The following is a 26,521-nucleotide window of genomic DNA, read 5'->3' on the forward strand; positions in this document are numbered from 1 at the left end:
GTGTTTAAAGTGATGTTTGCTATTGCGTATGTGGTGATGATTTTGATTATTAGTATGGTGGGCATCCCTCGTGTCACTTATGAAACTCTAAATTTAACAACATATCTTATGTGAAGATTGGTTTTTGAAGAATATATGCCACGTTTTTCGCTAGAAACCGAACGGCGTTAAGTTTTAGCAAAAAATCCCCTCACTATTTGTAGCAGTGAGGGGATTGGTGCATCAATGATTATCATCTCATAAAATCATAGAAACAATTTATGAGATAGGAATGAAAAAAATAATGAAAATTGACATAATGAGTCAATGAATGTGGATAGTGATTGGCAATTGATGTTACAGTTTTTGTTTTTTCTATTGGCTTTGAAAAAGTTATAAAATTCTACCATGAAATGGTAAGAAATCGAAAAATTAATTAATAAAAGAGTTTTTTTAAACAAAATTTAAGTTGTAAGAAAGTTGATGGTTTTGTTAAAATTAAAAAATAACTTAACAGTCTATTTTACGCAAAAAGTGGCAGATATTGAGCCTGTCACATTATTGAATATTCAAGGAGTTGTGTATTCATCTAAAGAAACACCACGACTTAAAACACACCAAGGCGAGTATCTCACTGCTAACAAAATATTTGTAAAAGAGATTTCGTTTTAGAAAGAAGAGACCCCCATTATGTTAGAACGTGTACTACGTTACCGAATTTTAATTCCGATTATTATTTTTTATTTTGTCATGAGCGTATTAACCCCTTTAACACATGATGATTTAGAGTGGGGCACTTCCTATGGCACACATATGTTTCAAACTTTTTATGAAACCTTAAATGGACGCTACTTAGGGAATACGTTCGAAGTCATTGCGACACGAGTGGCGTTATTCCGTTATCTCGTTTATGTCGTCTTTGCGATAGGCATCATGGTAGTTATTCAAAAAAGTGTGGATGATATTTTAGGGGAAGATCATCACCCCAATGATCATATGTTGTTATTGTTTGTGTTGATTTTGTTGATCCCTTCCACGATTTACAGTCAAATTTATGGCTGGTTTGCTGGATTTTTTAACTATGTCCCTGCCATGTTTGCCTCATTGCTCATTTTGCGCTATTGCATCAAATTAGTCCAACACGGCAAATTGCGATGGTGGGAAATGCTGATGATGATGGTAACGGCTATATTAGGGCAATGGTTTATGGAAAATATGACGCTTTTTAATATCGCAATGATTGTGATTTCAGCGATTGTTTATTATGTAAAATATCGTAAACATTTAAAACAACTCTTCATCGCTATTGTAAGTGCGCTCATAGGGGCTATTGTAATGTTTACGAATCCCCAGTATATCAAAATTTTTGGTGGCCAATCCGATTATCAAAAAGTGAGTAGTGAGGATCAAGGACTCATCAGTCGAATGTTTCATACGTTGACGACACAATTTCCAGAGCATATCATTTATCAATCGATACTGATTTTAATTCTTATCGCCATTTTGTTAGGTTATCAAGTTTATCGAAGTACTATCCCGTTCTATGTGAAGGGTTTACTCTATCTAGGTTTAGCCAGTGCCCCATTGTACATGTTGTTGATTCGACTTCCGCTAGATCTTGAGTTGAGACTTCATGAAGCGCAGGTTGCGTTCATAGACTTTTTCATTGCGATAACGTTCTATATCGCTTTGTTATTAAGTGCGTATTACGGTGCGTTACCTGTACGCATAAAGGCATATGTCATGGTATTACTGCTCACGATTCCTATCATGGTGGCACCTCTGTTAATTGTACAACCGATTGGCCCACGGAATTTTTATGCCGTATTTATTATTTATGTGATGGTAGCATTTGTACTCTTACGTTATTTAAGGTTAAATGGGCCAAGTTGGCAATGGTTAATTCGCCTGTTTGCGGTCACGTTTGCGACTGCGTATGTGGTAATGTTTTCGATCATTAGTATTGCGGATCATATGCGTCTTGCGGGCATCCATCGTGCCGCTTCTGAAAACCCAAATTTAACAACTTATCATATGCAACGATTGCCTTTTGAAGAATATATGCAACGTTCTACGCCAGAAACCGAACGCCGTAAAGCGATTTTTAAAGATTTTTATGAAATTCCACAACATATCAAAATTACATTCCCTCCAAAACAGGAGAGAAAATAAATCAAAGGAGCAAAGACAGTCCATGTCTAAGCTCCTTTTTGATTTGTAAATCGAGAGAGTGTAGTGTGCAAGTTTAGGAGAAAATCTTAAAAAAACTGTCTACAAGTAGGGAAGCCTTGCAGACAGTTTTTAGTTATTTATCTTGTTTTTCCATTTGTCTTTCAATTTCATCAGCGACTTGTTGAACGTGTGTCCCTATGATGACTTGTGCTTGATGTTGTCCATTTTTCGTTACCCCGACAGCGCCGGCAGACTTGATTTGGTTCTCATTCATTAAACTTGTATCTTTGAGTTCTAAACGTAAACGTGTCGCACAGTTTGTGAGAGAGGCAATATTGTCTTCGCCACCCAACCCTGAAATGATTGTCGAAGCGGTTTGATAATATTTAGAGCCTGCTTGATGTGATGCGTTTTGAGTCAAGTCCACTTCAGGATCAGGAATTTCAGTGCCACGACCAGGTGTTTTTAGATTGAATTTCACAATCATAAAACGGAAAATCACGTAATACAGAACGAAAAATACGAGCCCTTGTAAGACGAGCATAAGGGGCAGATGGGCAATCGGATTAATTAAAGACAAAACGTAATCGATTAAACCGGCACTAAAAGAAAATCCTGCAGTCCATTGGAAAGTGGCTGCGATAAACAATGATAATCCAGTTAACACAGCGTGAAGGACATACAATTGTGGGGCCACAAACATAAAAGCAAACTCTATCGGTTCTGTAATCCCTACCACAAAAGCTGAAATAGAACCGGCTAACATTAAGCTTGCCACTTGTTTTTTGTTTTTACTGTCTGCGGTATGATACATCGCAAGTGCAGCGGCAGGCACCCCAAACATCATAATTGGGAAGAAGCCAGCCATGTAGCGACCTGTGATCCCTTCTGTCCCTTTTTGACTTTGGAAATTGGCAATGTCATTGACCCCTGCCACATCAAACCAGAACACCGCATTGAGCGCATGGTGAAGTCCAGTAGGAATCAATAAACGGTTAAAGAAACCATAGAGGCCGGCACCAATTGGCCCAAGTCCTAGAATAAATTCCCCAAAGTTGACGAGACCTGAATAAACGAATTGCCAAACAAAAAGTAGAATGCCTGACAGAATGACACTGAATAATGCGGTCATAATTGGCACAAGACGTTTCCCACTAAAAAACGCTAAAGCGGTAGGAAGCTCAGTAGAGGCAAATTTGTTATAAGCGTAAGCCGCAATTAAACCGACGAGAATCCCGATAAAGACATTGCCGTTATTAATATTCGCAAATCCAGCATTAACGTCTTTCGTTGCGATATTTAAATAGTTCGCAACGTTTTCTGGTTTTAACAACGTCGTTACAGTGAAAAAGCCAACAACGGTTGCTAGTGCGACGGCACCATCATTTTTCTTAGCCATGCCAAGACCGACACCAATGGCGAAAAGCAGACCGAGTTGTCCGATAATGCCCATGCCGGCGTTAAAAAAGAATGTATAGTACGCATTTGTATTATTTGAAAATGCGGCAATCGTATTGGCGATTGCAATGAGAATCGCTGCTGCAGGTAACACCGCCACAGGAAGCATTAACGATCTCCCAATACGCTGTAAAAAGTTAAGCATAAGTACACCTTCTATTCTTAAAATATGTATGAGTATCAAGCGCTTTTGATAAGCACAACTATTATATAATAGCGCTTACAGATTGAATAGAGCCGTTAGATAAAAAACAAAAATTTGTAAAGTTATATTTAAAAATAAAGAGAGTGCATAACATTCCGGTATGCGCTATCGTCATAAAAATTCCAAAATTAACAGTTAGGCATAAAAAACCTACACATAGGCAATGAAAATGCCTGGATGTTACCTCAATAGATAGATTTTTAACAGTTAAGCAAAAAATTAGAGCAACTAGGCAACTTTACAATAATTTTACGGTCTTTTGGTATGCTACCAGTGAAAAAGCCACTTTTAAAGGGCTATACATATCCGAAGGGACTGGTAAAATGAAACAAACACAACGTCAACACACATTCTCAATCCGTAAATCCGTTTTCGGTGCAACGTCTGTTATAGTTGCCTCATTTATATTTATTGGTGGAGGCCAGGTGGCACATGCAGATGAAACAAACACGCCGACAACACCACAAGCTCAAACGACAACAGAACAATCGGTGCCAATGACAAAACTAGAAGCGCCACAAACATCGAAAACAACACCAATTGAATCAAGTCAAGTCACTGATGCATATCCACAAACCAGTGCATCTGCTAAAATGACAGAATTACAACCGGCGCCAACATCAGAGGACATGAAACCAGTAGAACCGGCACAAAAGTCAGAAGAGATGAAACCAGTAGAGCCGACGCCAACATCAGAGGACATGAAACCAGTAGAACCGGCACAAAAGTCAGAAGAGATGAAACCAGTAGAGCCGACGCCAACATCAGAAGAGATGAAACCGGTAGAACCTGCGCAAAAGTCAGAGGACATGAAGCCAGTAGAGCCGGCACAAAAATCAGAGGATATGAAACCGTTAGAGCCGACACAAAAGTCAGAAGAGATGAAGCCAGTAGAACCGGCGCAAAAATCAGAGGATATGAAGCCCATTGAGCCTGCCCAGAAAGACGCGACTCCAAGTACTGAACAACCTGGGATGCCTCTTTCGAAAGCCAAACACAAAACATCAGATGAATCTGCAGAAACAACAGAACCGACAACACATACCACTGAAATGACAGACCTTACAAAGGCTGACCCCTCAGAACATGACAAAAAGACGTCATCAAAAGCAGAAAAATCTAACGAAGAAGCCCAAGTACCTTCAATCGATAGTGAGTTTAGTCGAGTGAAAGTGAAGCCTTCAGACAAAACAGAAAAAGAATACACAAATGAACAAAAGTCGAAAACAGAAGCATCTCAAGAAAATGAGGCGTCATTAAGATCTGTCGACGCACCAAAAACAAAAGACACAACGACAAAAGCACAATTTACAAAACAAGCGAATGAAAAAGCACCAGTTGTGAAAAAAGCGCCAGATGCTGTGCAAAATCCAGAACATCCTAAAAATAAAGATCCTTTTGTTTTTGTACATGGTTTTAACGGATTTGTAGGAGACGTTGCGGCGAAAGGTGAAAACTACTGGGGTGGCACAAAGGCGAATTTGCAAAATCATTTGCGTGAATCAGGCTATGAAATGTATGAAGCAAGTGTGAGTGCTTTGGCGAGTAATCATGAGCGCGCTGTTGAATTATATTACTTCTTAAAAGGTGGCCGTGTTGATTATGGGGCAGCACATTCTGAGAAATTTGGTCATGAACGATATGGTAAAACTTATGAAGGCGTGTTAAAGGATTGGAAACCTGGTAACCCTGTTCATTTTATTGGACACAGTATGGGCGGTCAGACGATTCGCTTACTTGAACATTATTTACGTTTTGGTGATCCTGAGGAAATCGCTTATCAAAAAGCGCATGGCGGTGAAATCAGTGATTTATTTAAAGGGGGTCATGACCACATGGTGAAATCTATTACGACCCTTGCGACGCCACATAATGGCACACATGCCTCAGATGGTCTCGGCAATAGTCCAATCATTCGTAATTTACTTTATTCCTTTGCGAAAACGTCTAGCAATCTCGGAACGATTGATTTTGGATTAAATCAATGGGGCTTTAAACGTCAAGATGGAGAATCATTGATTGATTACAATAATCGCGTGGCCAAAAGTAAAATTTGGGATTCTGAAGATACAGGTTTATATGATTTAACGCGTGAAGGTGCAGACAAAATTAATCAAACTACAGAATTGAATCCTAATATTTATTATAAAACATACACAGGACTTGCGACGCACCCAACACAACTTGGGAAACAAATGGTAGATTTAGGAATTGAAGCGTCAAAAGTGATTACCGGCAACTACATAGGGGCTGTCGACGATGTGTTATGGCGACCAAATGATGGCCTGGTTTCTGTGATTTCTTCTCAACATCCTTCCGATGAAAAGAGTGTCGAAGTGAATGAAAATTCACCGCTTCAAAAAGGAACTTGGCAAGTCATGCCGACGATGAAAGGATGGGATCATAGTGATTTTGTAGGCAGTGATGCTTTAGATGCCAATCATTCTGACAAACAACTAACAGATTTTTATGATTCCATCGCAGATTATTTAATGCGCATTGAAAAAGCAGAACAATAAATAAAAGCGCTTTGTCAACGTCGGTTGGTGAAGGTAAAATGTGCTAAGTGGCAAGTTTTTGTTGCTTAGTACGTTTTTATATTTACTCGCATATAACCTCGAAATGATGAAAATCCTATTTCTAAAGTTATTAAAATTTCTATAACCATAAGTGACATGTGTGATAAGCTTAATTTTATTGTTAATCCCTTCAATTGGACTGCTGATTAAATGAGGGATTTGAACCGTATTTGCAATATAAGTGTAAATAATTGATTAATGTATTGATGACAATGACTATTTGAAGATTGTAGAAAAAATTATCAAGAAAGTAGGAAAAACGAAAAGTAAAGGTTCAATAAAAAAAGAACTACTTAACGAAAACTCTTCAGAAGTTGAAAATCATATATATAATCATTCAAATAGTTCTAAGATATTTCAGACAAAAATAAGTGAGTTAGAAAAGCAAATAGAAATCTTTGAAACTAGGGCTAAAAATGATGAAAAATATATTGATAATCTAAACAAACAATTAGATTATCAAAATAGCAATGTGAATACATTAAATAAACTGTTGGAAAATCAACAAATATTAGCTTTAGAAAGTAATAGAAAAATACAAAGATTGGAGTCTGAATTAGAAGAAAGGCAGCTTAATTATTCTTCTAATATAAGTAAGGATAAAGAAGTTCAAGAAACAAATCACAATGCGGATTCTATTAATATTGATTCAGATAAACAAGAAGAAAAAAACAGTTTCCCATTATCATAAAGTGTTTTGAGCATTTTTAAAACTTTGGTATTTAACTTTTCAGGTCTACCCCCAAGACGGTCTCTGTCACGAGCTACAATTCTACCCGCTGAAGAACGTTCTAAAATTAGATTACGTTCAAACTTTGTAACGCTGTGAATAAATGAAATAATAATTGTCCTGTAGAACCTGATTTATCCATCGTTATATTTTCTTCTAAACTATGAAAACTCACTCCTCGTCCGTTAAGCTTATTGACTAGTGTGATTAAATCCTCCATATTACGTCCCAATTTATCTAATCTCCAAACAACAATTGTATCTCCTGATCTCGCAAATTCATTCACTTTATCTAAGCCCGGCCGTTTATTTTTGAACCACTTATATAGTCGCTAAATTTCTTTTCACAATCAAATGCCTTTAACTGATCTTCCTGTAAATTTAAATTTTGTAATTCAGTTGAAACTCTTGCATAGCCTATTTTCAAAATACAAACCTCCTATGTAATTCACTCTGTATGGCTACCTATTTTTTAAACTCAAATTACTCAACACTTATTTGTATACGTGCATACCCTTATACATGCATAAAGTATGTAAAGTTTATTGGGGTATAGAGGTAATAAAACAACTTTATGTATGTTATAAGTTTTGTACTTGTAATTTTAGAGATATTTGTGTATAGAAATATTTGTGCTATGTTGTATATAAAGTGAGAATAACGGCTAGTGAACAACTCACCAACTGTTAAAAGTATAGAACCTAAATAAAAAAGCAGGTCAGCATCGCATCTGACCTGCTTTTTTGTGTATTTTTGTATAGGATGTCGGCAGTTATTCGATCCATTGAATAACGTCTTCAGCTGAACGACGTCTTTTTTCACGTGTTGGTGCTTCTTTGCGATAGCCAAATGCGACCATGACAGAAGGGTAATACGTGTCTAAATCGATATAGCCTTTGTCACTTAACAATTGCGCCACTTCAGGATAAGAAAAGCCTTCCATAGGACAAGAATCGATACCTAAAATGGCTGCTGCAGTCATCATATTGCCAAGAGGGATATACGTTTGTTTACCAGCCCAATCTAATAATGTGCGCTCACTTTGGTAAAGGTCATTGCTGTCTTTTTGAAAAGTTGTTGTGGCTTCTTGTTTTTGTTGAGACATTTCTGGCGTCATTTTTTGAATTTCTTCAAGTATGTAAGAGACGTAAGGGTTTTTCGGTTGAACATCTTTACGTGCCAAAATAAGCACAAAATGACTTGCTGAATCTAATTGTTTTGTAGCCCCCCAACTGTGAGGTTTCAGTTCATCACGTAAATCTTTATTTTGAATGACTAAAAATTTCCAAGGTTCTAATCCAAGTGAACTTGGAGAGAGGCGCCCTGTTTCTAAAATTGTGTTAAAATCGTCCTCACTGATTTTTTTCTCAGAATCAAATTGACGAACAGCATGACGGAATTGATACGCATCGAGTAATAACTGTTTTTTATTTTCCATGACCATAGTCCGCTCCTTTTATGAATTGTGATATTTTAAGTATAGTGAAAAGACACAACATATGAAAATATTGTGTTTAGGGGTCGCTTCTTTTGAAAATATGCTATTTCGGGTAGGAGTTTTATAAGAACTGAAGTAAAAGAAAGGAAGAGCGCAATGAACGAACAACAATGGCGTGAAGTTTTACCACTGGAAGAGATTACCACGATACAACCTGTTTCAGGTGGCGATGTGAACCAAGCCTACAAAATTGAAACGAAAGATCAGCCTTATTTTTTGTTAGTCCAACCGGGGCGTTCTAAAGAGTTTTATGCGGCAGAAATGGCTGGGCTTCAAGCGTTTGAGGCAGCGGGTGTAACGGCGCCTCGTGTTATCGCCAATGGGGAAGTGTCTCACGATGCGTATTTACTTTTAAGTTACTTAGATGAAGGGACATCAGGAAGCCAACGCGCACTTGGTAAATTAGTGGCCAAACTTCATCATACTGAAAGTGAGAGCGGACAATTTGGTTTTCATCTTCCTTATGAAGGGGGAGACCATCGTTTTGAAAATACATGGGCAGATGATTGGCGGACCCTTTTTATGCAACAACGGTTGATGCCATTACGAGATATGATTGTAGAAAGACAATTATTATCAGAAGAGGGGCTCGCACAATTGGATAAAGTCTATGACCTCATTGATACGACATTACAAAAGCATCAGAGTCGTCCCTCACTCCTCCATGGAGATTTATGGGCAGGCAATTATATGTTTTTAACAGACGGGACACCTGCATTGTTCGATCCTGCGCCACTATATGGTGATCGTGAGTTTGATTTAGGCGCAACGAAAGTGTTTGGTGGTTTCACCCAAGATTTTTATAAAGCGTATGATGAAGCGTATCCTTTAGAAGAAGGCGCACATCTGAGAATTCATTTTTATGAGTTGTATTTACTGCTCGTCCATCTCGTGAAATTTGGCGCCATGTATGAAGGAAGCGTCCGTCGCATGATGGATACTATTTTAAAAGAGGCTTAACGCATTGAAAGGAGTTTCGCAACATGAGTCGACAGCACAAGTATTTGAGAGTTATCTATATGCTTATTTTAGTCTTATGGCTAGGCGCACTGATATATCTCGGGATCTCGTACACACATCTCCCTTACACGGTTGCGACGCATTTTACGTTATTTGGAGAGGCTGATGCCTTTGGGCCGAAAAAGCAATTATGGTTCTTACCCATTTTCTTTTTAATTTTGTGGAGCGTGATGGTGGGAATGATTGAAGCGATGCCTAAAGTAGAAAGAATTATGAAAGGGAACATGAAATCTTCCCGAAAAGTTCAGTGGTTATTCGCAGTATTATTTTTTCTCTTTAATTTATGCGTGTGGGCTATGTATCTCTATCAATTGCACTCCCTACTTCATCACCACTAAAGAAAATATTCTCAAAAGAAAATAAAAAAGCCTACAAAGCAAAAAACTTTGTAGACCATGCGAGCTAGGACAGGTGCGTCCTAGCTTTTTCATTTAAGCAAAAAATGAAAATGAGAAGAAAACAATAAAATGAATGACCGCTAAAACGGCAGACCACTTTTTAGAAAGGTGACACGTAGAATGTAAAATCACGCCGAATAACCAAGCCGTCAAGATATTTTGGATGTTAATCGCTGCAAGTTGCGGTTGTCCTGGTGAAAAGATATTCAAAGAGGCGATATTGATATCAGGTAATTTTAAGCCGAACATCCATTGAATCAGTAGGGTCACAACAGCAACCACAGATAAGATGACGAGCATGAGTAACGTTGACGCCCAAATACTTTTAACAGACACGTCAGATTTTGCGATTTTAGCAATGATTAACACAATCACAAAATAAATGAGCCAGTTAAAAAAATTACCAAAAGGCACACCAATGCCGGTTAATATAGGCATTATAGTCGTCATGCCATCAATTTGTTCTTGTGGGAGCCCTTGTTCTTTAAAAGTGGCCGTGAAATCTGTGACAAAGGGTGTAAGAATCCCTGCGATGATAGATAACACAATTAATAAAAGAAGGTTTCGAAGTAGTTTCGGATGATGGCGCTTTTTTTCAAACGCATCGATATGTAATAAGTTGCCTTGGTTCATGGTTTGTCTTTCCTCCTGTTCATGTAAATCTTACTTTATATAAACGATACGATAAAATAATTAATTAATCAACGTCAGTTTTAAAGGGGAGCATTGTTAATCAAATTAAAATTATCGTAAAAAATTCTACAATTAGGTTTCGCATGATTGAAAAATCATATAAACTTAAAATAAATAAAGTTGTGTTGTTAGAAAAAACATCTACGACTAGTTTTAAAGATTATTAAGTGAGGAGAGAACGTTTTGAAGAAAAAATCAATGATTATCTTGTCGATTGTCGGGATTGCCCTGTTAATCATCGCAGGATTTATCGCAAAAGCAGTGACAGGCTCGAACAAAGATGACAAAGCAGCTTACGATACATATCAGGTGAAGACTGAAAGTCCGATTAAAGTGACGGGCAAGGTTTCGCCAGAATCTATTAAAACATATCAAAATAATGCCCAGTTAGGCGATTTCGTCAGTGTACAAGTCAATGAAGGACAACGTGTGACACAAGGCACACCTCTGATCAACTACGATATTAACCCGAATAAACGCAATGAGTTATACCAACAAGTGCGTCAAGCAGAAGCGAAAGGCGATCAAACAGCCATCAATCAAGCGTGGAAACAATTGAATCAATACGATAGTCAAGTAAACGACAGTGTCTATGCGACGTTCAATGGGATTGTATCGGATATTAAAAAGACAAATGTGGGTAACGGCGAACCGATTTTGAAATTAATCGCCGATGAACCTCAAATTAAAACGACGGTCTCGGAGTTTGATTTAAACAAAATCTCAGTCGGTGACGACGTGAATGTTACCGTGACTAGCACGGGTAAAAAAGGAAAAGGCAAAATTAAAAGCATTTCTGAACTCCCAACAAGTTATGACCAAGCTCAACAAGCAGGTGGACAAGGTGCGATGAGTGGAGCCGACCCAAGTGGAGATTCTGGAGAAGGACAAGCGATGACCGCGTCTAATCCGACGGAAACCAATCCAACTGGAGGAGATGACAGCGCGTCTTCAAAATATACTGTGATGATTGGGGACTTAGATTTTGATGTGCGTAACGGTTTCTCAGTTGAAGCTGAAATCCCCCTCGACACGATTAAACTCCCATCGTCTGTGCTGACGAAAGATGATCACGTGTATGTGGTGGATAAAGACGGTACAGTTGATAAACGACAAATTAAATATGATGACAATAATGGGGACCTCATTTTGAAAAAAGGTCTGAAGAAAGGTGACAAACTCATCAAAAATCCTGATAGCGATTTAAAAGACGGGAAAAAAGTTGAGGTGTCCTCATGATAGAACTCAATCATGTGAACCGAAGTTTTAAAAACGGCAACGAAACGAATCACATTTTAAAAGACATTCACTTACGAATCGATGCAGGTGAATTTGTGGCGATTATGGGGCCTTCAGGTTCAGGGAAAAGTACGCTTATCAATATTTTAGGGTTTATCGATCGCGGATACGAAGGCGACTATTTGTTTGACGGCCATAATTACCAACAACGTTCAGATAATGAACTGGCCGCCATCCGTAACCGTACCGTTGGCTTTGTGTTCCAAAACTTTAAACTGATTCAAAACAATACGATTTTAGAAAATGTGAGCATTCCCTTACTCTATGCCGGCCTTTCTGCAAGAGCCCGTAAAGAACGTGTGCGAGCGATGTTACATGAAGTTGGTCTTTACGATAAAGAACAACTTGTGCCGAACAAGCTTTCAGGAGGCCAACAACAACGTGTCGCTATCGCAAGGGCGATTGTTAATGAACCTAAGTTTATCATTGCGGATGAACCGACAGGGGCGCTAGACTCAAAGACTTCACAAGATATCATGACATTGTTTTTAAAGTTAAACAAAGAACAAGGGACAACCATGATTGTAGTCACGCATGATCCGAAAGTCGCCGCACAAGCCGATCGCGTCATTCATATTTTAGATGGTCGTATTCAAAAAGAAGAGGTGAACGTACATGAGTAACTTTAACAATATTATTCACGTTGCCTTACGTTCTATCCTGAAAAACAAACGTCGTAATATATTTACGATGATTGGGATTATTATCGGTATTGCCGCGGTCATTACCATCATGTCATTGGGAAACGGGTTTAAAGAAACCGCCAATAAGCAGTTCAATGATGCAGGGGCCTCTAAAAATACCGTGCTCATTGATTATATAGACAATCAAATGGCCGAAGGGAAGCCCCCGGCGAACACGACACCTTTCACGGCCTCAGATTTAGATCTTGCCAAACAAGTGAAAGGGGTACAAGATGCGAAACTGAAGAAGAATGACCAAGACGGATTAAGCAGTGAAGCTCGGAGTGTTAATAAAAAATCTGACATCACGATTAAACCAAAAACATCCGCACGTGAGACCCAACAAGGAAAAGGATTCACGTCTGATGATAATGAGACCTCAGAACGCGTCGCAACGATTAGTTCCGAAGTGGCTGACAGTTTATTCAAAGGAGATGCGGTCGGCAAGACGATCTATATTGATGGGATGGGATTTGAAGTAGTTGGCATCCAAAATGAGATGGTCACACCGAATCTTGTTCAAATCCCTTCTAATACATTGAAACGTTATTTGCCGAACTTAACTTCCGCAACGCCGCAACTAGAAGTAAAGTTTAATGAAAGTATGAGCAAAAAAGACGTGGCCAATGCGGTCGCAGATAAATTAAACAAAAGCGGCTCGGCTGTGGGCAGCGGAACCTACCAATACACAGATATGGAAGCGCTCATGAAAAACATCAACAAAGTATTTGATGCGATTACGTACTTTGTGGCAGCGGTGGCAGGTATTTCCCTCTTTATTGCCGGCATCGGTGTCATGAACGTGATGTACATTTCTGTGGCGGAACGTACGGAAGAAATCGCCATTCGACGCGCATTTGGCGCAAAAGGACGTGACATTGAACTTCAATTTTTAATTGAAAGTGTCATTTTATGTTTAATCGGAGGCATCATTGGTTTAGTCATTGGAATAGCGATTGCCGCCCTTGTTGATGCGCTAACGCCAGATTATATTAAAAGTTCAGTTACCCTAGGATCAGTCCTCCTTGCGGTGGGCGTCTCCTCCTTAATCGGTATTGTCTTTGGATGGATTCCGGCTCGTGCGGCATCTAAAAAAGAATTGATTGATATCATCAAGTAAGTTTAATGAAGATCTAGTAAAATTGCATAATTCTACTAGATCTTTTACTCTATAGTGTGAAAATCAGACAATTGAAGTTGGCGTGAAATTTGAAAGAATTACTTTCTACGATATTAATGATATTAACTATAAGTACATTAATTTTTTTGTTGTTTTCTAATTCTCTGCTAACGCTAATAGGAAAAGTAATATTTAACTTTTTGTGTGTAGCATTAATACTAATTTATTAGAAAGATTTTCTTTTAGAGACCAAGTGTCTTATTTTAATTTAGTTATTATTAAGTCTAGAAGAAGCCAAAAAGACAACACCAAATTCTTATGATAATATCATTATGAATGTTCTTACAGTTATATCTTACAACTAAAAAGGGGATACTTGGAGGTAAGAAGATGGACATTAGAGATTTTAAATTATATGAATTTATCTTTTTAATAATTTCTATGCTATCAATTATCACAGTATTTCTTAATGTTGCTAATATATTAAAAATGCCAATACAATGGCAATATTTCTTTCAAGCAATGATATTTTTTATCTTTAGGTATATTAACTATAAGAAAAATGAAAAAAGGTGGAATTATTGCAATTATAGCTAGTATCGTAATAATATCGGCAATTTTTATTGATTCTATACTTTTAACGGTAGGTGAGTTGTTCACTAGCCGTTATTTTTGTTTTAAATACAAAAATAGCACACACAAATATCTCTATAATTGGGCTCTTTGTCAACGTCTGCTGGTATAAGATAAAGTATACGTTAAAAATATTTAATTCTATATGAAAAGATAAAAATCAAGAGTAATAATACTGGAAATAGAATGAAAATAGTATAGAATATTTATGAAAGATAGGACAAGATTCAATTTATGATATGATGAAGTGCTATCGAATAATTGAAAAAGGAAATAAGAAAGTGAATAAACAAAGAAAATCATTAATTATGAATATAATCGTCGGTTGTATTGCTTTAGCCATTTTGCTTGGAAGTGTGAGTGTTTATCGCCACTTAAAAAAACGTCATGAACAAGAATGGGCAAATTTACAAACAAGCCAACAAGATAAACCAGCGGCGAATGCGACAGATATTCCACGGCTTAAAACCGTGATGGATGCGCACAATCCTGTCTATCCTCAAATTGATCACTACTTAGAGCGTGAAAATTTTAATGGATCTATAGCGATTTATGATAAAGGTCAATTGAAAATGAACAAAGGTTACGGCTTTCAAGATATTGAAAGTGGAAAAACCAATGATGCCAATACGCTCTTTTTAATTGGATCTGCACAAAAGTTTTTTACGGGCATTATGCTAAAGAAATTGGAAATTGAAGGTAAAGTTAATATTAATGCGCCAGTTACCCAATATTTGCCACAGTTTAAAACGAAAAAGCCGATAACGTTGAAAGATTTAATGTTACATCAAAGTGGACTTTATAAATATAAAGGGTCGAAAAATAGATTGAATTTAGATGAGGCTGTTGCAGCGATTCAGAAAAAGGGCATCAATCGAAAATATTATCACAAACATTTTTATAATGATGCGAATTATCTCGTATTGGCGAAAGTCATTGAAAAAGTGACGCATCAAAGTTATACCGAAAATTACTACAAACACTTTGGAAGTCCTTTAAACTTGAAACATAGTGCCTTTTTTAATGATGTCCGTTATCAAGAAGATATGGCCAAAGGATATAAACGCAATAAAAATGTACCGGTCTTTACGCCGACGCTCTTTTTAGATCAATATTATGGTGCAGGAAATTTATATATGTCGACACACGATATGGGATTAGTTGTTAGAAATCTTCAAATGAATCGTATGTTTCCTGAAAACGTCACCCAACCTTATATTCATGAAATTAACACCGCACGTTATCCTGAAAATTATCGCTATGGTTTTTATGCGTTCCCAGGTTATAATCGCATCAATGGGGTCTTTTACGGACAGACGTTCACCACTTATTTTAATGATCGCTATATTGTGGTCATTGCGACAAACTATGAAAACAATAAACCGAACCTTTTGGAAAACAAAATGAAACATATCTATTTTAATATGTTAAAACAACCGAAAACGCGTTAACTGTTCAAATGCAAAAGCCATCAAAATTTACATTCAAGTAGATTTTGATGGCTTTGCTTTTTAAACAACGTTTCCACACGGACCACGTTTTAAGTTATTTCGTAAAGTGGTATATAATGATAGTGATAAAGCTAAAAAATAGGAGGAAGAAACTTATGAAAACATTTTGTAAAATAGGCGCTTATGTAGCAGGAGCCATCGGTGTCGCAGTGCTATGGGGTGTGGCAATTTTAACGTTACAACAATATCGTGAAGATGAACATATGCTTGAAGACACAAAAGCATCATAAACAACTGAGAAATGTGAGGGGATTGGATGAAGGTCTTGTTGATTGAAGATAACCACATGATTGGCGAATTGCTTCAAAATATGTTGAAGTTACGGCACTATAATGTGGATTGGTTAAAAAGTGGCGAAGAAGTTGCACTTTATATGAACCAAATTCATTATGATGTGCTTCTTGTGGATTGGATGCTTCCCGATCAAAGCGGTGTGGATATTATTCGTGCCATTCGTGCGCAACATGAACCTGTCCCCATCATCATGTTAACAGCGAAATCACAAACCGCAGATAAAGTGGAAGGTCTAACGGCTGGGGCGGATGATTATGTGACAAAACCCTTTGAATTTGAAGAACTAGAAGCTCGGATGCTTGCGGTGATGAAGCGGTATCACGCAATGGATACGCACAAGAAAACGATAGGCAATGTGACGTATGACTATCAAAAACATCAATTTTTAATGTCAGCACAAGTTATGGACTTAACACAAAAAGAGTATCAATTACTAGAATTGTTGTTTTTAAATGCCGTTGTTTCGCGCACGCTTATTATTGAAAAAGTATGGTATTTGGATCAAATCGTTTCAGACAACAATGTGGATGCGCTTGTCCGCCAACTACGCAAAAAGTTAACGACCTTAGGAGCCACTCTTCAAATTAAAAGCATCCGTGGCGTCGGCTACAAATTGGAAGTGATATCATGACAGAATATCGCTTCTGGCCAGCCTTCATCAAATATGCCGGGATGTTATTTGTCTTATTAAGTACGCTTTTTTTAATAATCGTCATTTTATTCAGTTATAAATTGAATCAAGAAATGAGCGAAACAGCGAAGCGTCAGACCGCAAGCGTTCACCACGCAATTGAACATCAGCAAAATGTAAATGCGTCACACGATTATTTTATTGTCAAAGAGGGGCGTATCCAAGAAGCACGGACGCCATTTTCAAAGGATACGTTAGAAGATCGATTTGTGCATGCCTCAGAAAAGCTACCATTTATTGATGAGAGTGCGCATGGTGTGTTTGATGTGCGTAAGGTTCCATTATCGGACCATCGGACATTATATAGTTTGACGAATGTGAGTGACTTTCATGAAACAAAAGGGTTTTTAGTTGCCGTATTAATGGGGAGTTTTGGTCTTGGCTTCTTAATGATGATGGCGTTAGCTTATTATTTGGCAGCACGCCCTGTCCGAATTTATGAACAGTTGATGCAAGACCAACGGCTTTTTATTCAAAACGCCTCGCATGAGATGAAAACCCCGATGGCCTCATTATTGCTTGGCACACAGTACATAGAAATGCTAGATCGTGAAAATCTGAGTGAGACAAGTCAACACACCTTAGAACAAATGAAGTCAGAAGTCACGTATATGCAACAGTTGATTGATTCAATGCTTGAGATAGAAATGAATGTACAAGATTTAGAGGCGATTAATATTAGTCCAGTTTTAGACGATGCGGTGCACTCTATCGAAATGGCTTATGGCGTTCGGATACAACGGTTGTATGCCCACGATTTGACCTATCCTATCTTACCATTCCATTTAAAACAGATGGTGAATATTTTATTAGAAAATGCCGTGAAACATAACACCTCAGAGGTGCATATTTCTATAAGCGCCTCAAAATTAATTAATGGCATAGAACTGCGTGTTCATGATGATGGTATGGGGATTTCTAAAGACGCGCAACAACATATTTTTAAACGTTTCTACCGCGGTAACGTTGTCCAAAAAGGCTCAGGCATTGGGCTGTCACTTTTACAAGCGCGTGTTCAACAATATGGTGGGACAATTGAAGTCATTTCCAAAGAAGAAAAAGGAACAACTTTTTTAATAAAACTTTAAAATTTTCAGGTTCATTTCAGTTTTCTTCAGTATATTAACCTTATTAAGAAAACAAGGGGTTGATATACATGCCATTACATCCATTATTAGTACACTTCCCAATCGCATTATTAACATTTGCGACATTTTTGGCACTATTAGCTGTTATTTTGAAGAAAAAAGATTTATCCTTTTCATTAGCACTTTTACTCATCGTGGGGATGGTCACAGGGGCCATCAGTTACTTACTTGGCGATAGCGGAGAAGCATACGCGATGCAACATTTTAATCCACAGCATGTAGAAAGTTTGGTTCACTTACACGAAACGTTCGCAATGTTAGCATTGATTGTTTACGGTTTAGCAACAGTGATCCAACTTGGGGGAATGTGGTTTAAAAACTACGCCACTTATTCAAAATGGGGCGTGCTCATTTTAACAATTATCGGATTTGGACTGCTCATTATTACGGGACATCTCGGCGCGAGCATTACTTACGGAAATTAAGGGAGGATACGGCTATGGCAAGAAATTACTATTTCCACCATGTAGAACATCGAAAATCTCAAAAAAGTTCTAAAAAGACGTTGTGGGCATCACTCATCATTACACTCTTTTTCACAATTGTAGAGTTTGCAGGAGGGATTATTTCTAACTCTCTTGCTTTACTTTCAGATTCATTTCACATGTTAAGTGATGTCGTTGCGCTTGGTTTATCCATGGTGGCCATCTATTTTGTCAGCCGTAAACCAACCGCGAAATTCACATTTGGTTATTTACGCTTTGAAATTATCGCAGCCTTTTTAAACGGGTTAGCTTTAGCATTGATTTCGCTTTGGATTTTTTATGAAGCGATCGTGCGCATCATTTATCCAAAACCTGTGGAAAGTGGCCTTATGTTGGTCATTGCGACAATTGGTCTGATTGTGAACATTATTTTGACACTCATTTTGATGCGTTCACTTAAAAATGAAAATAACATCAACATTCAAAGTGCATTATGGCATTTTTTAGGCGACTTGTTGAACTCTGTCGGTGTCATTGTCGCGGTGGTGTTAATTTATTTTACGGGTATGCAATTGATTGACCCAATTTTAAGTATGGTGATTGCAGTAGTCATTTTACGCGGGGGCTATAAAATCATGCGAAATGCCGTGTTGATTTTGATGGAATCTGTACCTGAACATTTAGATACAGATGAAATTATGGACGATATGAAACAAGTGGACCAAGTTCTAGATGTCCATGAATTTCATCTTTGGTCGATTACGACAGAACACTATTCTTTAAGTGCCCATGTCGTATTAGACAGTAAAAATGGTAAAGATGCTTATGAAACGATTAATAAGTTAGATCGTTTACTCAAAGAAAAATACGGCTTAGCCCATACCACACTTCAAATAGAACACTTAGAAGTCAATCATCTCGACGAAGCTTATTTTGAAGAAATTAAATAAAAGTATGAAACAAAAGCAAGTTGAAAGCGAATCAACTTGCTTTTTTATGTTGTGTTTTAAACCGAATACGGAAGTGTATAGTGGTATGATGGTGTGAAAGGGGGAGTTGGATGTTTGGGACGTTTTATAATGTCATTATGATTGTTATTGGCAGTCTGATTGGCGCAGTGTTGAAAAAAGGGTTAAAAGAGGCTTACCATATAATATTAATGCAAGCAATGGGACTTGTAGCTATAGGTCTTGGAATAAACGCAATCGTTCAACATTTACCTAAGAGCGACTTTCCTATTTTGTTTATTGTGAGTTTAGCGATAGGCAGTGTGATTGGCCAAATGTTGCAGCTCGAACAACGATTTCAAACAGGCGTCGCACGTTTTTCAAAAGGTAATTTGGCAGAAGGTTTAGCGACCGCCGTCTTACTTTACTGTATTGGGGCGTTGTCCATTTTAGGCCCGGTTGAAGCAGCATTGCATGGTGACTATACATATTTATTAGCTAACGGGACGCTCGATGGTATTACGTCTATTGTGTTAGCTTCAACGTTTGGGATAGGGATTGCTTTTTCCGCTATTGCGGTCTTCCTCTGGCAAGGGGGCATTTATGTGGTGGCGTTGTTTATGAAAACCAGTTTGAGTTTGTCTTTGATGAATGAAATTCAAATTATTGGAGGCATTTTAATTTTAGCAACGGGTCTTAATATTTTAGGAATGGTAAAAATCAAAACCATGAATATGTTGCCGGCATTAGTCATACCACTCGTTTTTTTCATGTTGTTACATCTTTTCTAAATGACTGTGAAGGCATGCCAGCAAAAGTTTTAAGAAGCGGTGCATCTCTGTGATTAAGACAAATCGTTAATATCAATACAAACATACACTTAAAATTAGAAAGCCATCAAAATTGACTCACAAATCAATTTTGATGGCTATTTTAATGGAACTAAAAAAGCGTCGTCTATCATGAATGTTCGATGTTTTGTTTCGAATTATTTTTGGCTTCAGGTTTGTTGCGACCCGCAAGTAGTAACAACCACGTCACGAGGACGAATGGAAGTGTTAAAATCGGAAGACCAAACGGTTCAAAAAGGGTTGCAATTGCTCCGTAAAACATAGAGGTCATCACGATGACAAGCACAAACATCAAGTAGCGATTCCAAAATGTCTGTTGTCGGAACGTCACGGCAAGTGCAAGTACCCCTAAAATCAAGTTGTAACCAAATAAGCCATGGTTGAGTGACATGATGTCTGAACCAAGTAAGTAAACAAATACGAGGGAAAGCGCATTGGCGATAACAACGAACACGCCTGCCCAGCGAGAAGCGACGAAAAAGGCTACGATGATAAGAATTCCTGAAATCACATTTTCCACTAAGAAAATTTGACTAATGCCATTAAAAAACGCTGCAATCGGATGTAACGGTTGTGTTAAATCAATCGCATTCACATGTTTAAGCGGAAGTAACTTCACGGTGCTTTTTAAAAAGCCAAACTGTGTATTCATTAAGAGCACAATCCAAGTGACGACCACAAATGGCATTGTCAATTCAGGTAAGCCTATGTGCTTCAGTACACTTTGCATCGCTTTCGCAAAAGGCATCGCAAGGAAGACAGCGATAAGTGACACGATGAGGGTTTGCCAAGTCATAATCATAAAAATAGAGAGCGCAATTGCTACAAGTACACTGTTAAATCCTGCTAATCCTGAATGAATTTCTTCTTTCGTATAACCGAACCACGGTGCAGTAAGTAAACTGAGCAAACTTCCAATCATCGCTGCTAAGCCTACTTTCCAATCTCCAATCCATAACGCAATTAAAATGAGTAATCCTGTCCAGACATTTTCAAGTAACACCACTTGAGAAATGTTTTTCAAAAAAGTTTGAAGTGACAACGGCATAAACATTCCTTCTTTCTAAATCATTGCGCGATAAAGCGAAAAATAAATTATTGTTTCATAACTTTAGGAAACGTGCATTGTATATTTAGTTGAGTATTTCTTAGGGAAATACTTTTCAATAATAACATAATTATTTGAAGAGCGTCATTTGAAGGATTATAATTTGTATGTAAGTTTTTTCAAATTCCATTGAGGAGTGAGGGTTTTTAATGAATTTTACACAGCGTGAACAAGATAAATTAATGATTGTTGTTGCTGCTGATTTGGCACGACGACGTAAAGAACGCGGCTTAAAATTAAACCATCCAGAGGCAGTCGCTTTAATTAGTTACGAAATTTTAGAAGGCGCGAGAGACGGGAAGTCTGTCGCTGAATTAATGAGCTACGGTCGAGAAATTTTAAGTAAAGAGGATGTTATGGAAGGGGTCGAATCGATGGTCACAGATATAGAAATCGAAGCGACATTTCCAGATGGTACAAAACTTGTAACCATTCACCATCCAATTGTATAGGGGGGCCAATGATGAAACCAGGTGAAATTATCGTTCAATCGACTGAAATTATGATTAACGAAGGTAGAGAAAATACAAAAATTAAAGTGAAAAATAGTGGGGACCGCCCAATTCAAGTCGGTTCACATTATCACTTTTTTGAAGCAAACCCAGCATTAGATTTTGACCGTGAACAAGCTTACGGCAAACATTTAGATATTCCAGCAGGGGCGGCTGTCCGCTTTGAACCAGGCGATGAAAAAGAAATCCGTCTCGTACGTTATGCGGGCGATCAAAAAATATACGGATTCCATGGTGAAGTGGATGGACCACTTGATCAATCACGCATTACAGAGCCGAATATGAAAGAGGGAAGTGAAGTCAAATGAGTTTCAAAATGACTGAATCACAATATACAAGCCTATACGGACCGACAGTAGGGGATTCGATTCGTTTAGGAGATACCAATCTTTTTGCGAAAGTTGAAAAAGACTACGCCAACTACGGAGATGAAGTGGCATTTGGTGGCGGTAAATCTATCCGTGATGGTATGGGACAAAATCCAAATGCGACACGAGACGATAAAAGAGTGGCAGATTTAGTCATTACAAATGCAGTCATCATTGACCACGATAAAGTCGTGAAAGGCGACATTGGTGTGAAAAATGGCTACATTATGAAAATTGGTAAAGCCGGCAACCCGGATATTATGGATGATGTCGACATTATCATCGGGGCTTCTACTGAAATTATTGCAGCAGAAGGGAACATCATTACAGCAGGTGGTATCGATACACACGTACATTTTATTAACCCAGAACAAGCAGAAATCGCACTTGAGAGCGGAATCACAACACAAATCGGTGGGGGGACAGGAGCGACTGAAGGCACAAAAGCGACGACAGTTACACCGGGACCATGGCACATTCACCGCATGCTTCAAGCAGCTGAAGCACTACCAATCAATATTGGTTTTACAGGGAAAGGCCAAGCGGTTAACCCTACCGCACTCATCGAACAAATTCATGCAGGTGTCATTGGCTTAAAAGTGCACGAAGACTGGGGTGCAACGCCTTCAGCATTACGTCATGCATTAGAAGTAGCGGATGAATATGACATTCAAATCGCGCTTCACGCCGATACCTTAAACGAAGCGGGATTCATGGAAGATACGATGAAAGCTATTGGTGACAAAGTATTGCATATGTATCATACAGAAGGGGCCGGCGGTGGACACGCACCAGACTTAATTAAAGCGGCATCATACCCTAACATTTTACCTTCTTCAACAAACCCAACATTGCCATATACACACAATACGGTAGATGAACATCTCGACATGGTTATGATTACGCACCACTTAAATGCATCTATTCCAGAAGACGTTGCATTTGCGGATTCACGTATTCGTAAAGAAACGATTGCAGCGGAAGACGTCCTCCAAGATATGGGCGTATTCAGTATGGTAAGTTCAGACTCCCAAGCGATGGGTCGTGTAGGGGAAGTTATTACACGAACTTGGCAAGTCGCACATCGTATGAAAGAACAACGTGGACCGCTAGAAGGTGACGGTGAATATAACGACAACAATCGTATCCGTCGTTACATTGCAAAATATACGATTAATCCTGCAATTACACATGGTATTTCAGATTATGTAGGTTCTATAGACGAAGGCAAATTAGCCGACTTAGTGATGTGGGATCCTCGCTTCTTCGGTGTGAAACCGGCATTAGTCGTAAAAGGCGGACTTATCAATGTTGCGATTAACGGTGATGCGAACGGTTCTATCCCAACATCTGAACCTATTAAATATCGTCCAATGTATGGTCAATACGGTGGCAACATACAAAGTACGTCATTAACATTTGTGTCACAAGCGGCTTATCAAGACGGTATTCGTCGTACACTCGATTTAAAACGTCATGTGCGTCCAGTGAAAAACATCCGAAACCTCTCTAAAAAAGATATGGTGAACAACGACGCACTTCCAAAACTTGATGTAGATCCAGAAACATATGAAGTGTTTGTAGACGGTGAAAAAATCACAAGTGAAGCGGCAACTGAATTACCATTAACACAACGTTACTTCTTATTCTAATCACATCATCTATAGATAAAAATGCTTGCAATATTGGTTTTAAAATCTATGTTGTAAGCATTTTTTTGCTTTTTTAGAATTCACTTTTATTTGGCACTTGCACATAATTAAATTAAAAATTTAAGTCAGTTAAGCATAAGGTAGGAAGTTGTGAAACTGATAAAAATTTAGCCTCTAAATAGAATAAAAGAATGTCTTGTATAGTCATTTTAGACATGATAAATTTAAAAATAGGCTTTATCAACGTAACGATTACGATTTATAAAAAGAAGATAAGAGGTGTACACATGATTTTGTCTGACAATGACATCAAAGCATATATTCAATCTGGAGCGCTTAAAGTGACGCCTTTTTACACATCACATGTAGAACCGGCCTCTATCGATTTAACGTTAGCAGATCATTTTTTAAAGCCGATACATCCTAAAAATGGAACGCAAAAACTCAGTGAACCAATTCAATATGAAGATGTTTATCAAGAGAGCGTTGTCGTGCCAGCACATGGTTTTATTTTAGCGACAACTGCAGAGTATTTGGCGTTACCTGACAATTTAACAGGATTTGTCGAAGGCCGCAGCTCCATTGGGCGTGCGGGGTTATTTATTCAAAATGCAGGTTGGATTGATCCCGGTTTTGAAGGCGCCATTACGTTGGAACTATATAATGCCAACGACTTCCCACTAGAAATTGAAAAAGGTCAACGTATTTGTCAAATTGTGTTAGCTGAAACAAAAACTACGCCAAATCATATCTATGCTGGGAAATATCAAGGACAGGCCACAACCACAGGCAGTCGTGTTTTTAGAGACTGGATGAAGGATGGTGGCTATTAATGGAGATTGTTATCGTGACCGGTTTTTTAGGTGGCGGCAAAACGTCAACGCTAAACTTTTTGATTCAGGATACTTTGGATCAAAACTTAAAGCCCGCCGTTATTATGAATGATTTTGGCGAACGTAATGTGGACCAACATTTTATTCACGAACCAATACATATTAAAGCAATGACGAACGGCTGTATTTGTTGTACTTTTAAAAAAGATGTCGCTGCACAACTCCATGAAATATATCTTGAACACCAACCCGATTTTATTTTCATCGAGTGCAGTGGTCTTGCGCATCCATTAGAAGTGTACGATGCGTGTTTAACACCTGTATTAACGCCTCTGATTGAGCGTGTGCGCATGATTGGTGTGATTGATGCATCAGTTTATTATCAAAAAGAGGATTATCCTGAAGATATTCAAACACTTATTAAAGAACAAACGCAATTTTGTAGTCATTTAATTTTGAATAAAATAGATTTAATGGAAACAGAAGCGCTTCTAAACGTGGTTAATCGTTTAGAAATAGATTATCCAGAAATTCCTTATTTGCTCACACAACATGGAGAAGTCACACTTGCAGAAATGCCTGAACAAACTGTGATTGCTAAAGAAGCGCGCCCTAAAACGCATGGGGCATTGACGCAATGTTTCCATGAATTTAATAAACCGATTAAACAATCTGCATTGATTGAAGGACTCAAACAACTTGAAGGTCATGTTTATCGTGTGAAAGGCTTTTTAGAACTGGAAGGCATGGACCAACCCTGCATCATGCAATATGTTCCTGGACATCTTGAACTCAAACCGTGTCAACTGGATATGCCGTCGTATCTCGTTGTCATAGGTTATGAGTTGTGTCCGACGAGAGTGAACAATACGTTTGATGATATTGAATTTGCCTCATAATAAAAATTACAGCAGTGAATTTACATGCATCATAAAAGCCATCCTAATTCGTCTCTATATGAATTGGGGTGGCTGTTTGAGTTCAGGAACTTGCGAATACCGTCTATATTTTTCCATCACACTATGCAGGAGGTGCATTGACTAAACTCATTATTAAAGTGAAACTTTTGATGTAGATTTACTTATATTAGTATTGTTCATTATGCTATTTACTGTGCTGAATATCCTCGAATTGAAAAAATAGCGCATTGTGTAAGCACTAAGTGAAAAGTTGAGCAAGCGCTTTCAAAGTGATAAAATAGAAGTGTAGAGTTAGACGTAAAAAGAAATTGAGAGGTGATATTTCATGTATGAACATGTACTTGTCCCATATGATTTTGGAAATAGTTTCAAAAATGTACCAGAACAACTTAAAAAATTAACTCAAGGCGCTTCAACGTATAAAATTGTGATTTTTAATGTCATCTCTGAAAATGAACTTGCCAACTATGTGCGTTACCAAGGCAAACATTTCGAAGATGTCGTTCAAGAGAAAAAAGAAGAAATGCGACCATTTTTAAAAACTTTAGAAGATCAAGGTTTAGATTATCAAATTAAATTTACAACAGGAAGTCCAACAAACGAAATCGTCAATGAAATTGAAGGCGAAGGTTATGATATTGTCGTGATGAGTAATAAACGCTCAGAAGTAGATATCAAGCATGTGTTAGGTCATGTTACACATAAAATCGCCAAACGCGTCAATGTTCCTGTATTGATTATTAAATAAGACGAATGCAAATAAAAATTTAGAAGGTGAATGTGCAACCGTAGTTG

General features: G+C 38.0%; 26 protein-coding genes and 2 pseudogenes. 22 read left to right on the forward strand and 6 right to left on the reverse strand.

Going from position 1 to position 26,521, the window contains the following annotated elements; all coding sequences use genetic code 11:
* The first annotated feature begins 468 nt into the window (after window positions 1-468).
* Complete coding sequence (locus tag G8Y84_RS08255) at window positions 469-651, forward strand: DUF5776 domain-containing protein (RefSeq protein ID WP_133171043.1); 183 nt, start codon at window positions 469-471, stop codon at window positions 649-651.
* Window positions 652-669: 18 nt separating this feature from the next.
* Window positions 670-2,151 (forward strand): DUF6056 family protein, encoded by a 1,482-nt coding sequence (locus G8Y84_RS08260; protein ID WP_165806283.1) that lies wholly within the window; start codon window positions 670-672, stop codon window positions 2,149-2,151.
* A 133-nt stretch (window positions 2,152-2,284) separates the two neighbouring features.
* Here the strand turns inward: G8Y84_RS08260 and nagE are convergent, their stop codons facing one another.
* The gene (gene nagE, locus G8Y84_RS08265) at window positions 2,285-3,754 is read right to left on the reverse strand and encodes an N-acetylglucosamine-specific PTS transporter subunit IIBC (protein ID WP_037576002.1); all 1,470 of its coding nucleotides are present in this window, start codon (window positions 3,752-3,754) and stop codon (window positions 2,285-2,287) included.
* A gap of 383 nt (window positions 3,755-4,137) precedes the next feature.
* On the opposite strand from nagE, the gene lip reads away from it, so the two are divergent.
* The gene (gene lip, locus G8Y84_RS08270; RefSeq protein ID WP_165806284.1) at window positions 4,138-6,333 is read left to right on the forward strand and encodes a YSIRK-targeted triacylglycerol lipase; all 2,196 of its coding nucleotides are present in this window, start codon (window positions 4,138-4,140) and stop codon (window positions 6,331-6,333) included.
* Here lip and G8Y84_RS11610 read toward each other — a convergent pair.
* Window positions 6,304-6,585, reverse strand: coding sequence for a transposase (locus G8Y84_RS11610; RefSeq protein ID WP_105963364.1), 282 nt, complete (start codon window positions 6,583-6,585; stop codon window positions 6,304-6,306). The genes lip and G8Y84_RS11610 overlap by 30 nt on opposite strands.
* A gap of 10 nt (window positions 6,586-6,595) precedes the next feature.
* Between G8Y84_RS11610 and G8Y84_RS08280 the strand changes: the two are divergent.
* A pseudogene (locus G8Y84_RS08280) lies at window positions 6,596-7,063 on the forward strand (DUF536 domain-containing protein); the annotation flags it as partial.
* Between the two features lie 8 nt (window positions 7,064-7,071).
* Here G8Y84_RS08280 and G8Y84_RS08285 read toward each other — a convergent pair.
* A pseudogene (locus tag G8Y84_RS08285) lies at window positions 7,072-7,549 on the reverse strand (recombinase family protein); the annotation flags it as partial.
* Between the two features lie 345 nt (window positions 7,550-7,894).
* Entirely contained in the window at window positions 7,895-8,560 is a 666-nt protein-coding gene (locus G8Y84_RS08290) for an NAD(P)H-dependent oxidoreductase (RefSeq protein WP_165806285.1), read from the reverse strand.
* A gap of 156 nt (window positions 8,561-8,716) precedes the next feature.
* Between G8Y84_RS08290 and G8Y84_RS08295 the strand changes: the two genes are divergently transcribed.
* Window positions 8,717-9,580, forward strand: a complete 864-nt coding sequence (locus G8Y84_RS08295; RefSeq protein ID WP_105963333.1) for a fructosamine kinase family protein — start codon at window positions 8,717-8,719, stop codon at window positions 9,578-9,580.
* 23 nt (window positions 9,581-9,603) lie between these two features.
* Window positions 9,604-9,978 carry a DUF1648 domain-containing protein gene (locus tag G8Y84_RS08300; protein ID WP_037575989.1) on the forward strand — a complete coding sequence of 125 codons (375 nt, stop codon included), beginning with the start codon at window positions 9,604-9,606 and terminating at the stop codon, window positions 9,976-9,978.
* A gap of 93 nt (window positions 9,979-10,071) precedes the next feature.
* Here G8Y84_RS08300 and G8Y84_RS08305 read toward each other — a convergent pair whose 3' ends face one another.
* Complete coding sequence (locus G8Y84_RS08305; RefSeq protein ID WP_103159667.1) at window positions 10,072-10,671, reverse strand: YIP1 family protein; 600 nt, start codon at window positions 10,669-10,671, stop codon at window positions 10,072-10,074.
* Window positions 10,672-10,929: 258 nt separating this feature from the next.
* Here G8Y84_RS08305 and G8Y84_RS08310 point away from each other — a divergent pair, with 258 nt between their 5' ends.
* The 10 genes from G8Y84_RS08310 to G8Y84_RS08350 all read left to right on the forward strand — a co-directional run bounded on the left by G8Y84_RS08310 (window position 10,930) and on the right by G8Y84_RS08350 (window position 20,273).
* The gene (locus tag G8Y84_RS08310; protein ID WP_037576116.1) at window positions 10,930-11,970 is read left to right on the forward strand and encodes an efflux RND transporter periplasmic adaptor subunit; all 1,041 of its coding nucleotides are present in this window, start codon (window positions 10,930-10,932) and stop codon (window positions 11,968-11,970) included.
* Window positions 11,967-12,653, forward strand: a complete 687-nt coding sequence (locus G8Y84_RS08315; protein WP_037575988.1) for an ABC transporter ATP-binding protein — start codon at window positions 11,967-11,969, stop codon at window positions 12,651-12,653. Before G8Y84_RS08310 ends, G8Y84_RS08315 begins: the two co-directional genes overlap by 4 nt.
* Entirely contained in the window at window positions 12,646-13,833 is a 1,188-nt protein-coding gene (locus G8Y84_RS08320; protein WP_105965703.1) for an ABC transporter permease, read from the forward strand. The genes G8Y84_RS08315 and G8Y84_RS08320 overlap by 8 nt, the downstream gene beginning before the upstream one ends.
* 875 nt (window positions 13,834-14,708) lie before the next feature.
* Entirely contained in the window at window positions 14,709-15,917 is a 1,209-nt protein-coding gene (locus G8Y84_RS08325; RefSeq protein WP_373368847.1) for a serine hydrolase domain-containing protein, read from the forward strand.
* A gap of 155 nt (window positions 15,918-16,072) precedes the next feature.
* Window positions 16,073-16,207 carry a hypothetical protein gene (locus G8Y84_RS11470; protein WP_255201684.1) on the forward strand — a complete coding sequence of 45 codons (135 nt, stop codon included), beginning with the start codon at window positions 16,073-16,075 and terminating at the stop codon, window positions 16,205-16,207.
* A 26-nt stretch (window positions 16,208-16,233) separates the two neighbouring features.
* The gene (locus G8Y84_RS08330; RefSeq protein WP_037575983.1) at window positions 16,234-16,902 is read left to right on the forward strand and encodes a response regulator transcription factor; all 669 of its coding nucleotides are present in this window, start codon (window positions 16,234-16,236) and stop codon (window positions 16,900-16,902) included.
* Complete coding sequence (locus G8Y84_RS08335; protein WP_105966057.1) at window positions 16,899-18,050, forward strand: sensor histidine kinase; 1,152 nt, start codon at window positions 16,899-16,901, stop codon at window positions 18,048-18,050. Before G8Y84_RS08330 ends, G8Y84_RS08335 begins: the two co-directional genes overlap by 4 nt.
* Window positions 18,051-18,118: 68 nt before the next feature.
* Window positions 18,119-18,535: a DUF2231 domain-containing protein gene (locus tag G8Y84_RS08340; protein WP_037575979.1), complete on the forward strand. Its 417-nt coding sequence runs from the start codon at window positions 18,119-18,121 to the stop codon at window positions 18,533-18,535.
* Window positions 18,536-18,549: 14 nt separating this feature from the next.
* On the forward strand, window positions 18,550-19,485 hold the full coding sequence (locus G8Y84_RS08345) for a cation diffusion facilitator family transporter (protein WP_165806286.1): 936 nt from the start codon (window positions 18,550-18,552) through the stop codon (window positions 19,483-19,485).
* Window positions 19,486-19,595: 110 nt separating this feature from the next.
* Window positions 19,596-20,273, forward strand: a complete 678-nt coding sequence (locus tag G8Y84_RS08350) for a DUF554 domain-containing protein (RefSeq protein ID WP_037575975.1) — start codon at window positions 19,596-19,598, stop codon at window positions 20,271-20,273.
* A gap of 169 nt (window positions 20,274-20,442) precedes the next feature.
* On the opposite strand, the gene yut is transcribed toward G8Y84_RS08350, so the two are convergent.
* Window positions 20,443-21,381 (reverse strand): urea transporter, encoded by a 939-nt coding sequence (gene yut, locus G8Y84_RS08355; protein ID WP_037575972.1) that lies wholly within the window; start codon window positions 21,379-21,381, stop codon window positions 20,443-20,445.
* A gap of 209 nt (window positions 21,382-21,590) precedes the next feature.
* Here yut and G8Y84_RS08360 point away from each other — a divergent pair, with 209 nt between their 5' ends.
* The 6 genes from G8Y84_RS08360 to G8Y84_RS08385 all read left to right on the forward strand — a co-directional run bounded on the left by G8Y84_RS08360 (window position 21,591) and on the right by G8Y84_RS08385 (window position 26,474).
* Window positions 21,591-21,893, forward strand: a complete 303-nt coding sequence (locus G8Y84_RS08360) for an urease subunit gamma (protein ID WP_037575964.1) — start codon at window positions 21,591-21,593, stop codon at window positions 21,891-21,893.
* A gap of 11 nt (window positions 21,894-21,904) precedes the next feature.
* Complete coding sequence (locus tag G8Y84_RS08365) at window positions 21,905-22,261, forward strand: urease subunit beta (protein ID WP_037575963.1); 357 nt, start codon at window positions 21,905-21,907, stop codon at window positions 22,259-22,261.
* Complete coding sequence (gene ureC / locus G8Y84_RS08370) at window positions 22,258-23,973, forward strand: urease subunit alpha (protein WP_103159508.1); 1,716 nt, start codon at window positions 22,258-22,260, stop codon at window positions 23,971-23,973. Before G8Y84_RS08365 ends, ureC begins: the two co-directional genes overlap by 4 nt.
* A 287-nt stretch (window positions 23,974-24,260) precedes the next feature.
* On the forward strand, window positions 24,261-24,806 hold the full coding sequence (dcd, locus tag G8Y84_RS08375) for a dCTP deaminase (protein ID WP_037575957.1): 546 nt from the start codon (window positions 24,261-24,263) through the stop codon (window positions 24,804-24,806).
* Window positions 24,806-25,705: a CobW family GTP-binding protein gene (locus tag G8Y84_RS08380; protein ID WP_037575949.1), complete on the forward strand. Its 900-nt coding sequence runs from the start codon at window positions 24,806-24,808 to the stop codon at window positions 25,703-25,705. Before dcd ends, G8Y84_RS08380 begins: the two co-directional genes overlap by 1 nt.
* Before the next feature lie 346 nt (window positions 25,706-26,051).
* Window positions 26,052-26,474 carry a universal stress protein gene (locus G8Y84_RS08385; protein ID WP_037575946.1) on the forward strand — a complete coding sequence of 141 codons (423 nt, stop codon included), beginning with the start codon at window positions 26,052-26,054 and terminating at the stop codon, window positions 26,472-26,474.
* Window positions 26,475-26,521: the final 47 nt, after the last annotated feature.

The sequence above is a fragment of the Staphylococcus sp. 11511212 genome (assembly GCF_011394755.1).
GTDB lineage: Bacteria > Bacillota > Bacilli > Staphylococcales > Staphylococcaceae > Staphylococcus > Staphylococcus chromogenes.